A 10,875-nucleotide genomic window follows, 5' to 3' on the forward strand; every position below is an offset into this window, starting at 1 on the left:
TATTCTATTTTTAGGATTCAGAAGAGGGGATTGAAACAAAGCGAAAGAATAGCTCGACTCTTTATCCCATAGATTACAACATTGACCCGATTTATAGGGGATTGAAACTACAAACTGGTAAATCTTGTCCATTAACTTTACATTACAACATTGACCCGATTTATAGGGGATTGAAACAGTAAACCATTTTTTTTGATTGGTCCAAATTGAATTACAACATTGACCCGATTTATAGGGGATTGAAACCATTTTTGTCTAGTAACTTAAGGGCTGTATGCCATTACAACATTGACCCGATTTATAGGGGATTGAAACGCATCTTCACTATCTATAATCATTTGTATATCATATTACAACATTGACCCGATTTATAGGGGATTGAAACTTAAGAGCATATTGATACCCTTCATTGTCACATTTTATTACAACATTGACCCGATTTATAGGGGATTGAAACAAATCAAGATTAAATCCTTCATAATATCCAGAAGATTACAACATTGACCCGATTTATAGGGGATTGAAACAACATTAGTTGTCTCTTCTGATAATAATCATTTACATTACAACATTGACCCGATTTATAGGGGATTGAAACAGATTTCCAAATCTTACTTTTGACCATTGGTCAATTACAACATTGACCCGATTTATAGGGGATTGAAACTCTTTTATAATTTGCATAACTTTTCCTTCCCAAATTACAACATTGACCCGATTTATAGGGGATTGAAACCTTCTATTGGTGTATTAATTGACCACGCATTCATAATTACAACATTGACCCGATTTATAGGGGATTGAAACGGCATCTTGTGAAGATTAAATTCATCTTCGTTCATTACAACATTGACCCGATTTATAGGGGATTGAAACTATCTACTTCTATCTCCAAGGCTATTTTCCGTATATTACAACATTGACCCGATTTATAGGGGATTGAAACTATTTTCTTGTTTCATATTCTTTTCCATACCAAATTACAACATTGACCCGATTTATAGGGGATTGAAACATCTTCTTCCTAGGTGATAGTAAGCTTCCCACTTTTATTACAACATTGACCCGATTTATAGGGGATTGAAACTTAAAAGGCTTATTAAGTTCATTTATTGGTAATGCTGGATTACAACATTGACCCGATTTATAGGGGATTGAAACCATGACTCCTTATCCCAAAGTCCTTCCTCCATCACATTACAACATTGACCCGATTATTTTTGCCTTTGGCAAATTCAGTCATCACTAAAAATTACGAAAAGCTAAAGTTTATTCTATTTTTAGGACTCAGAAGAGGGGATTGAAACGTAGTAGGCTCCTGCCCCTACAATAAAGCTAATCAATTACAACATTGACCCGATTATTAGGGGATTGAAACCTCCCTTTTCCACTCTTTGTGTGGGTATGCTTTTATTACAACATTGACCCGATTATTAGGGGATTGAAACCTCCCTTTTCCACTCTTTGTGTGGGTATGCTTTTATTACAACATTGACCCGATTATTTTTGCCTTTGGCAAATTCAGTCATCACTAAAAATTACGAAAAGCTAAAGCTTATTCTATTTTTAGGACTCAGAAGAGGGGATTGAAACCCAAGTTTGAAGCTTCCATCTTTGGTCTTTTATATTACAACATTGACCCGATTATTTTTGCCTTTGGCAAATTCAGTCATCACTAAAAATCACGAAATCGCCAAGGCTCATTTCTATTTTTAGGATTCAGAAGAGGGGATTGAAACTAGCCAACTCTCCTATATTCTTATATATTTGATATTACAACATTGACCCGATTATTTTTGCCTTTGGCAAATTCAGTCATCACTAAAAATCACGAAAAGCTAAAGCTTATTCTATTTTTAGGACTCAGAAAAAGGGGATTTTGATTTACAATTTTAAAAAGTATAAAGTATTAATAATCAAAAACGACAAATTGTGTCAAAAAAAGATACTAAAATATTATAATAAACTATAAAGGAGTATATATGGGAATGCTATTTATTCTTGGAGTAGGTTTTGTGATTTTCGCTTTATTTAAAGTCTATACAAGAAATGATGAGCCAATAGATGTTGGTAGTCAAGAAAACGACTATGAAAGAGTTTTATTTTATGATGCTCTTGATAGAGAAGAAGAGAAAAACAAAGATACATCTTCGTTTTTTGATTATTTAGATAATGATAATAGTTTTTTTAGTAGTGATGATGATTAAAATATTCAAGAGCTTGTATTCGAATTTAAATATAAAAAATGAAAAACGACAATCTTTGTCAAAACAATAAAATATAATTCCTTTCTAAATTAAACAAAAAGGAAAAAATATGAAAAAAATCACAAAAATTGCTTTAGCAGCAACAATTCTAACGAGTGCATTAAATGCAGATGTAGTAAAACATTTTGGAGTTACAGCAATAAACTCAGATGTAAAGCTTGAAAATGCAGATAAATTTACAGAGTATGGGGTAAATTTTGGTCTTACAAAATATTTTGATTCAAATATTTTACTTGGAGTTGATGCTTCAATTACTTTTGGTAATATGGATTTCTCTTCAAACGGTCAAACAGAATCTATTTTGATGACAGGTGTAGCAGGTGATGTAAAAGCTGGTTACTCATTTTTTGATAGAAAAGTTGATTTGTATGCAACTATAGGTTTTGCTGGACAAGGATTTGACAATGGTGAGTCAGATTCAATAGGTTTTGGATATGGTGCTGGAGTTCAATACAACTTTGCACAACACTGGGCAGTAGCAGCTGATTACAAAAAATATGATATGGATTTTGAGGGTTTAGTTGATTATGATTTAAACAGAGTTGGAGTTACAGTTAAGTATCTATTTTAAAACTATTTAAACAAGGAAAAAATATGAAAAAAAAATTATTTCTAAGCTTAGGTTTATTGTTTACTATTTTGGCTTTTACAGGATGTAGTGAAGATACAAATCAATCAAAAATTTGTATCTATGCAAATGAAGAGGAAGCAAGTAAGTGCAAAGCTGGAGAGCTTTCATTTTTTGCACCAAACTCTTGGGGAAGTGAAAGATTGCCATTAATCGCAATAGCTACATATTGTGACACGAATCACCAAATTATAATGAACAATTCAGGTGTAATTTGTAGATTTATAAATAAAAGAGAAGGTATTGATAAATAATCAAATCTCTCATTGACAACTAACTATCTATTTCATATCTAGTTAGTTGCTAAAATAAAAAACGACAATTTCTGTCAAGCTTTTTGTATAAAATAATAAAAACAAAAAGGAGACAAAATGAATAGAAACTTCGAACCAGTTTGGACAGTAAATAGCAATGAAATGGGTCTTATATTTATAGGAATGCTACTAATGGTAGCATTTCCTGTTTTACCTATTTTGGACATACCTACTTATTTAGTGAAAACAGAGCTAAAAGATTTACCACTTATATTTAAAATTGCAGCTTATGCTTTTTTTATTTGGTTTTATATTTATGTAGTAATTCGTTTAGAGATGAAGCTTTTATCTATCTTTTTTAACAATTTTGTAAGAAAACACTATGTGAAAATAGTCTATATTCAGACAATTCCTCTTGCATTTCTTATCTCTTCATTTAGATCAGAGAGTTTTGAAGCTCATTTCTCTTTTGTGATTACACTACTTCTTGAACTACTTTTTAAATGGCTATTTACATAATTTAGTCTCAAATAGGTATAATAAAAACTTTTAAAAAAGAGGTAAAAACTTGCAAACAAAAAAATCAATACTCCAACTCCAACTACTAAAAGAGCTATTAGAAGGAAAAAAAGTTTGTTTAAAAACTTTCTCATCAAAATTTGATATAAGTCTTAGAAGTGCTCAAAGATATATGCAAGATTTAATAGAAGTTTTTGGTGATAATATACTAAAAGATAGTGAGCTTTATAGTTTTGTTTCACACTCTATTTTGGATAAAAATATTTTGAATTTCAATAAAAAAGAGCTAGAAAACTTTGTAGATTTGTACTCTTTGCTCGATTTTGATTTTTCAACAAAACTAGATGATAAAAACAGAACAATACTTCAAAAAATGGAAAAAAAGTACTCTTCTACATATTTAATAAAACAAAACCCATTTGAAAATTTTTTACAAAAAAAAGAGTTATTGTTTCAAATAAAAGATGCAATCAAAAATAGAAGATATGCAAAAATAGAGTATACAAGTGACAAAAAATATATTTTTGACCAAGCAAAGATTTTAAAAATAGTATTTGCTGAAGGAAATTTTTATATCGCAGCTTTAACACCTGATGAGATAAATAGTGGTTTCAAGTTTTTAAGATTGAGTTTTGTAGATAAGATAGATTTGTATGCAACTACTTTTAAAAAAGAGTATGAAGCAGAGGATTTTTTAAAAAAATTTCAAACTCTTTTTTCAAACTACAAAAAAGAGCCATTTGAAGTAGTTTTAAAAATAGATGAGAGTGTAAAAAGATTTTTTATAAATAAGAAGTTTCTATCTTCACAAACAATTTTAGAAAACAAAGATGATTTAATAGTAAGTTTCAAAGTTACAAATAGTATGGAGATTTTGCCTTTGGTTAAAAAGTGGTTACCAAATATAAAAATAGTCTCTCCAAAAGAGATAAAAGAGCAGTTTGAAGAAGAGTTAAGAGAGTATTTGAAATAATATTTTGTTATAAGAAGATACAATATTAAACCAAAAATATAGGAGACAAAATGGAAGCAACAATAACATTTGCAATTGCAATAATATTTTTTGCAATCGTAATAATAACAAGAGGTGTAAAAATAGTATCTCAATCAGATTTATATGTGGTTGAAAGATTAGGTAAATTTCACAAAGTTTTACATGGTGGATTTCATATAATTATTCCAATTATAGACAATGTAAGATCAATTTTAACATCAAGAGAGCAGTTGGTTGATATAAATAGACAAGCTGTTATTACAAAAGATAATGTAAATATCTCAATAGATGGTATTGTTTTTTGTAAAGTTGATGATGCTACTATGGCAACTTACAATGTTATGAATTTCAAAGATGCAATTGCAAACTTAGCAATGACAACTTTAAGAGCTGAAATTGGAGCTATGGTTTTAGATGATACTTTATCAAATAGAGAGACTTTGAATGCAAAACTTCAAACAGAGCTAGGAAGTGCCGCTGCAAACTGGGGAATTAAAGTAACAAGAGTTGAAATAGCAGATATCTCTGTTCCTGCATCAATAGAAAAAGCTATGAATATGCAAATGGAAGCTGAGAGAGAAAAAAGAGCTATTCAAACAAGAGCAGAGGCTCAAAAAGAGGCACAAATTAGAGAAGCAGAAGCTTTTAAACAAAGTGAAATTTTAAAAGCTGAAGCAATAGAGAGAATGGCAGATGCAAAAAAATATGAGCAAGAAAAAGTTGCAGCTGGTCAAAAAGAGGCTATGAATTTAATAAACGAAGCAATGAATCAAAATGAAAAAGCAGCTGAGTTTTTACTTGCAAAAGATAGAGTTGCTGCTTTTAAAGCCTTAGCAGAAAGCTCTAGTACTGATAAAATGATACTTCCTTATGAAGTAACACAGATGATTGGAAGTACATCAGTTTTAGGAGATGCTTTTTTCAAAGGTGCATCAAACACAAAGGCAAACAATGCCTAGTGCAATGGAATTTTATACTCTAATAGCTTTAGGAATTTTACTTTTGGCTTTTGAAGTATTTGTAACATCTTTTGTGATTGTTTGGTTTGCTTTAGGATTTATTTTAGTTGGTTTTATATCACTTTTTTATGGTTTTGAAAATATCCTTTGGCAACTTATTTTAATATCTGTTTTATCAATGTTTTTATTAATTCTTTTTAGAAAAAAAGCATTAAAAAGATTTTCAAAAAGTGAAAAAGATATAAGTGATAACTTTTTCAATGAGGAAGGTATTGGAGAGTTTAAGCTAGGGCAAATATTTTATAAAGGAACTTTTTGGCAAATTGAACCAAGTTTTGATATAAAAAATTTAAGTGAAAATGAAAAAGTAAAAGTTTTAAAAATTGAGAACAATTTAATATATATTGAAAAACAAGATAAGAGATAAAATAAGAAAAAGAATAGAAATTGAATAGACAAAAAGAGATAATATTAACAACACTAAACTCAAGATTTTCGCACTCAAGTCTATCTTTAAGATACTTGTTTGCAAATCTAAAAGAGTTAAAAGAGAAAGCAAAGATTTTAGAGTTTGTAATAAATAGCCAAAATCAAACAATAGTTGAAGAGATTTTAGAGTACAAACCAAAAATTGTATTAATCTCAACATATATTTGGAATGCTCAAGATGTAGCCGAAATTGTAAAATATATAAAACTAATAAGCCCAAATACAATAGTAGCTCTTGGAGGTCCTGAAATAAGCCATTTACCACATAGAGTTGATTTTGAAATGGCAGATTACTTTATGTTTGGAGAGGGCGAAATAAGTGTTTATAATCTTTGCCAAAATATCTTTGGTGGAATTAGACCAAAAGATAAGATAATTCATGCAAAGCCAGTTGAGTTTGATAAAATTGCTCTACCATATGATTATTACACAGATTTTGATATAAAAAATAGACATATTTATATAGAAAGTAGCCGTGGTTGCCCTTTTACTTGTGAATTTTGTCTATCTAGTATTGACTCATCAATGAGATATTTGCCTATTGATATTTTTTTAAATGAGATTGATAAACTTTGGAATAGAGGGGCACGAAACTACAAGTTTATAGATAGAACTTTTAATCTAAAAATATCTTATGCAAAAGCTATTTTGGACTATTTTTTGGCAAAAGATGAGGACTATTTTTTACACTTTGAGGTAATTCCTGATAATTTTCCACTTGAGTTAAGGCAGAGATTAAAAAAGTTCAAAGCAGGAAGTTTACAACTTGAAGTTGGTATTCAAACTCTAAATTTAGATGTTGCAAAAAATATAAACAGAAATCTAAAAATTGATAAAATCAAAGAGAATCTAGCATTTTTGAGTTCTGAGACAAAAGCTCATATGCATATTGATTTAATTGTAGGACTTCCTAGTGAAACAATAGAGAGTTTTGAGGCAAATCTTGATTTGCTATATACTTTAAGTAGTGGTGAAATTCAAATTGGAATTTTAAAAAAACTATCTGGAACTACCTTAAATAGGCATGATGAACTACATGGTATGGTTTATAATCCAAACCCACCTTATGATATTTTACAAAATAATCTAATACCATTTGAACTTATGCAAGATATGAAAAGATTTGCTAGGTTTTGGGATATTGTTTACAATAGTGGAAATTTTGTAAAGACTTCAAAACTACTTTTTAAAGATGGTAAAGTGTTTAAAAACTTTTTTGATTTTAGTAAGTGGTTGTATAAAAGAAGTGAAAGTACTTTTAAAATCTCTCTTGATAGGGTTGCTGAGTATTTGTTTGAGTATTTAAGCCGTGATTGGGAAGAGGAGATTTTGGTAAAAACAATTTTGGATGATGTGATGATGATAGAGGGTAGAAAAATACCACCATTTTTGAAAAAGTATAAAAAATATGAGAAGGATTTTATTCAAATTGAACAAAGCAGGGCAAATAAGAGACAGATTTTAAGGATAGAAAACAATGATTAAAAACCATAAAAAACTACTAATTTTACCAATTTTATTAAACTTTGCAACTGCTGTAGAAAATGAAGGAAAAGTAGAGTTGTCTTATGTAAATACAAGTGGAAATACACAAACAACTACACTAGCAGCTGATGCTGAAGTAAAATCAAAGATTGATGATATAGAGCTCAAATTCAAAGGTTCAATATTAAAAAGTAAAGACAACAATGAAGAGTCTGCAAATAAGTATGAGTTAGAGCTACAATCTAGTTATATGTTTACAGATAATTTTTATACATATTTGGGTGTAAATTATGTAAAAGATGAGTTTTCTGATTATGATTCAAGATTAAATATTGGACCTGGACTTGGTTATAAGTTTATAAATACAGATGACCACCTTTTGGATATAAAAACTGGAGTTGATTACTCTTTAGATAAGTATGAAAATGGCAAAAAAAATGAGTATGCTGCTTCAAAATCTGAGTTAAATTATAAATATAAAATAAAAGAGGATGTTGAATTTAAACAGATGGTAAACTATCTTGTATCTATGGAGGATAGTGAAAAATACTTTGTGACAAGTGAGAGTAGTGTAAATGTAAAGATGGTTGGAAACTTATCTTTAGGAGTTAGCTATAAAGTTGATTATACAAATCAAACACAAAAAGAGAAAACTGATAAAAAGTTTTTAACATCTTTGATATATGATTTTTAAGAGTTTAAATGAACTATAGAGTTATTATTCTTTCACTTTTAGTGCTATATATCTTAGCAGATATTTTTCATACATATTTTATAAAATAATTTCAATAGTTTGTTTCCAAATTGTAAAATGATAAAATAGGAAAAAAAAGGTTTACAAATGAGTGAAATATTAATCTACCAAAACGAAAGTGGAAATATCAAAGTAGATGTAAGATTTGAAGATGGTTCAATTTGGTTATCTCAAGCTCAAATTTGTGAACTCTTTGGTAAAGCAAAATCAACAATAAGTGAACATATAAAAGCTATTTTTGAAGAAGAGGAATTAAATCCAATTTCAACTGTTCGGAATTACCGAACAGTTCAAAAAGAGGGAAATAGAGAAGTAGAAAGAGATATAGAATATTATAATCTTGATATGATAATTGCCATTGGTTTTAGAGTTCGTTCAAGTACAGGTACCAAATTTAGAATTTGGGCAAATGATAAACTAAAAGAGTACATCACAAAAGGTTTTGTACTAAATGATGAGCGATTTAAAAATGGCAACTCTATGGGCTATTTTGATGAACTTCAAAAAAGACTTAGAGATATTAGAATATCTGAAAAGTTTTTTTATCAAAAAATCAAAGACATCTATATGACAAGTATTGATTATGACCCAAAAGATGAAAAAACAATTTTGGGATTACTTGTTGAGCAATATTTAGCATTTGCGCAGACTATGGCAATGCAAAGAACACCTATGTATATGAAAGATTGGATTGCAAGATTAGATGCTGTTATATCTTTAAATGGTAGAGAGTTACTAACTCATGCAGGAAAAATAAGCCATGAAATGGCAATTGCAAAAAGTGGATTAGAGTATAAAAAGTTTAAAGATGAACAAAAGAAAATAGAAAAAATCCAAAGTTTAAAAGAGCTTGAAGAGGATATAAAGAGATTAAAATGATATACGATTTAATAGTTTTAGGAGCAGGTCCAGCTGGAATATTTGCAACTATAAGTGCAGCAAAAGAGGGCAAAAAAGTGTTGTTGCTAGAAAAGATGCCACAAATTGCACTAAAACTAAAAGCAACAGGTGGTGGCAAATGCAATCTTACAAATACTTTATCACCTTTGGAGTTTATTGAAAAATTTGGAAAAAATGGCAGATTTATAAAAGATGCTCTTGATGAGTTTTCAAGAGATGATTTGCTAAGTTTTTTTGCTTCAATTGGAGTAGAAACAATTTCTAAAGATGGATTTAGAATTTTTCCTATAAATCACAGCTCAACACTTATTTTAGAAGCTTTACAAAAAGAGCTTCAAAGATTAAGTGTAGAGTTTAAAACATCAATAAATATTGAAAAAATAGAAAAATTTGATGATATTTTTGAACTAAAAAGCAAAGATAGTATCTATAAAGCTAGAAATTTAGTTTTAGCAACTGGAGGTTTAGGTTATCCAACTTTAGGAGCAACTGGAGATGGATATAGCTTTGCTTCATCTTTTGGACACAAAATTACACAAACCTCTCCAGCTATGATGCCACTATTTACAAAAGAGAAAAACTTTGGCTCTTGCAAGGCTGATACAATCGCAAAAGCTATTTTAAAAGTAGATATAAAAAAGTATAAAAACCTAAAAATAAGTGGAGATTTAATTTTTACAAAAGAGGGGCTTAGAGGTCCAGTTATTTTAGATTTTGCAAGAGAGATAACACCTATTTTAGCAACTTACAATGAAGTTCCTCTGCTTATAAATTTTCTAAAAGGAAAAAATGAAGAGGAGATTTATAAACATCTAAAAGATGAGATATCAAAAAATCCACAAGATAATATTTTACAAAACTTAGAGACTTTAGTTGCCAAAAGTGTTGCAAATGAGATTTTAAATATTTGCGATATAAAAAGAGATTTAAGATTTAAACAAATAGAAGGGTTTAAAAGAGAAAAACTAATAAAAACTCTAGCTTGGACACCTTTTACAGTTATTGGTCACGATGGATTTAGACAAGCCATGATTACAAGAGGTGGAGTTAGCATAAAAGAGATTGATTCAAAAACTATGGAAAGTAAAATTATACAAGGTCTATATTTTTGTGGAGAGCTTGTAGATATTGATGGACCTTGTGGTGGATACAATCTTCAATGGGCTTTTTCAAGTGGTTATTTGGCTGGAAAATTAAAAAGCTTTTTTAATAAAATATAAAAAACAAATAGATAAAAAAGAGGCAAAAGTATAGTTTGAAATATAAATACAATAATCAAATCAACTATATTATCGCTTGAACTATCAACAGCATCTTTATACTCATCTACCTTTTTTTCATAAAAAGTCATATCAAATTTTTGTCTAAACTTTTCAAAAAAACCACTCTCTTTCTCTTCTACTGATTCAAGATTTATTTTACTTATCTCATCTTTTGTATTTAAAATAGTCTCATTTAGTTGTTCAATATTGTATTGAGGTTTTATAAAGTAGTCATAACTATACTCATTTAAGTATGCAACAAATGGAATTGAAAATCTTAAAAATAGTAAAATAAGTGTTAATTTAAGAGCCATATTTTTAATACTTTCTATGTTTTTAAATTTTAAAAATAGAAATATATTAA

The 10,875-nt window shown here is 29.0% G+C and carries 11 protein-coding genes, 1 pseudogene and 1 CRISPR repeat array; of the genes and pseudogenes, 11 read left to right on the top strand and 1 reads right to left on the bottom strand.

From position 1 onward, the window contains the following. The first annotated feature begins 1 nt into the window (after position 1). A CRISPR array of direct repeats spans positions 2-1,232; the repeat unit is 36 nt; unit sequence ATTACAACATTGACCCGATTTATAGGGGATTGAAAC. Positions 1,233-1,982: 750 nt separating this feature from the next. The 11 genes from WC168_RS04600 (at position 1,983) to WC168_RS04650 (ending at position 10,469) form a co-directional block, all read left to right on the top strand. Next, a complete protein-coding gene (locus tag WC168_RS04600; protein ID WP_115588584.1) occupies positions 1,983-2,207 on the top strand; it encodes a hypothetical protein in 225 nt (74 codons plus the stop codon). A 109-nt stretch (positions 2,208-2,316) separates the two neighbouring features. After that, complete coding sequence (locus WC168_RS04605) at positions 2,317-2,838, top strand: porin family protein (protein WP_115588585.1); 522 nt, start codon at positions 2,317-2,319, stop codon at positions 2,836-2,838. 23 nt (positions 2,839-2,861) lie between these two features. Then, the gene (locus WC168_RS04610) at positions 2,862-3,149 is read left to right on the top strand and encodes a hypothetical protein (protein WP_279135263.1); all 288 of its coding nucleotides are present in this window, start codon (positions 2,862-2,864) and stop codon (positions 3,147-3,149) included. Positions 3,150-3,266: 117 nt separating this feature from the next. Then, positions 3,267-3,668 carry a hypothetical protein gene (locus tag WC168_RS04615; protein WP_372617802.1) on the top strand — a complete coding sequence of 134 codons (402 nt, stop codon included), beginning with the start codon at positions 3,267-3,269 and terminating at the stop codon, positions 3,666-3,668. Positions 3,669-3,717: 49 nt separating this feature from the next. Next, positions 3,718-4,641, top strand: a complete 924-nt coding sequence (locus tag WC168_RS04620) for a WYL domain-containing protein (protein WP_066355546.1) — start codon at positions 3,718-3,720, stop codon at positions 4,639-4,641. Between the two features lie 50 nt (positions 4,642-4,691). Then, positions 4,692-5,621: an SPFH domain-containing protein gene (locus tag WC168_RS04625; protein WP_066350244.1), complete on the top strand. Its 930-nt coding sequence runs from the start codon at positions 4,692-4,694 to the stop codon at positions 5,619-5,621. Next, positions 5,614-6,048, top strand: a complete 435-nt coding sequence (locus tag WC168_RS04630; protein ID WP_372617804.1) for an NfeD family protein — start codon at positions 5,614-5,616, stop codon at positions 6,046-6,048. Before WC168_RS04625 ends, WC168_RS04630 begins: the two co-directional genes overlap by 8 nt. A gap of 20 nt (positions 6,049-6,068) precedes the next feature. Continuing rightward, a complete protein-coding gene (locus WC168_RS04635; protein ID WP_279135278.1) occupies positions 6,069-7,595 on the top strand; it encodes a B12-binding domain-containing radical SAM protein in 1,527 nt (508 codons plus the stop codon). Next, on the top strand, positions 7,588-8,289 hold the full coding sequence (locus tag WC168_RS04640; protein WP_066407825.1) for a YdiY family protein: 702 nt from the start codon (positions 7,588-7,590) through the stop codon (positions 8,287-8,289). The genes WC168_RS04635 and WC168_RS04640 overlap by 8 nt, the downstream gene beginning before the upstream one ends. A 147-nt stretch (positions 8,290-8,436) precedes the next feature. Continuing rightward, entirely contained in the window at positions 8,437-9,228 is a 792-nt protein-coding gene (gene rhuM, locus WC168_RS04645; protein ID WP_279135283.1) for a RhuM family protein, read from the top strand. Beyond that, the gene (locus tag WC168_RS04650; protein ID WP_372617807.1) at positions 9,219-10,469 is read left to right on the top strand and encodes an NAD(P)/FAD-dependent oxidoreductase; all 1,251 of its coding nucleotides are present in this window, start codon (positions 9,219-9,221) and stop codon (positions 10,467-10,469) included. Before rhuM ends, WC168_RS04650 begins: the two co-directional genes overlap by 10 nt. On the opposite strand, the pseudogene WC168_RS04655 reads toward WC168_RS04650, so the two are convergent. Beyond that, positions 10,427-10,875 (bottom strand): annotated as a pseudogene (locus tag WC168_RS04655) (hypothetical protein); the annotation flags it as partial. The gene WC168_RS04650 and the pseudogene WC168_RS04655 overlap by 43 nt on opposite strands.

Source organism: Aliarcobacter sp., from assembly GCF_041672065.1.
Lineage (GTDB): Bacteria > Campylobacterota > Campylobacteria > Campylobacterales > Arcobacteraceae > Aliarcobacter > Aliarcobacter skirrowii.

Coding starts and splice junctions, on each gene's coding strand:
- rhuM (WP_279135283.1), top strand. CDS start 8,437: ATGAGTGAAATATTAATCTACCAAAACGAAAGTGGAAATATCAAAGTA.
- WC168_RS04600 (WP_115588584.1), top strand. CDS start 1,983: ATGGGAATGCTATTTATTCTTGGAGTAGGTTTTGTGATTTTCGCTTTA.
- WC168_RS04630 (WP_372617804.1), top strand. CDS start 5,614: ATGCCTAGTGCAATGGAATTTTATACTCTAATAGCTTTAGGAATTTTA.
- WC168_RS04610 (WP_279135263.1), top strand. CDS start 2,862: ATGAAAAAAAAATTATTTCTAAGCTTAGGTTTATTGTTTACTATTTTG.
- WC168_RS04625 (WP_066350244.1), top strand. CDS start 4,692: ATGGAAGCAACAATAACATTTGCAATTGCAATAATATTTTTTGCAATC.
- WC168_RS04605 (WP_115588585.1), top strand. CDS start 2,317: ATGAAAAAAATCACAAAAATTGCTTTAGCAGCAACAATTCTAACGAGT.
- WC168_RS04640 (WP_066407825.1), top strand. CDS start 7,588: ATGATTAAAAACCATAAAAAACTACTAATTTTACCAATTTTATTAAAC.
- WC168_RS04615 (WP_372617802.1), top strand. CDS start 3,267: ATGAATAGAAACTTCGAACCAGTTTGGACAGTAAATAGCAATGAAATG.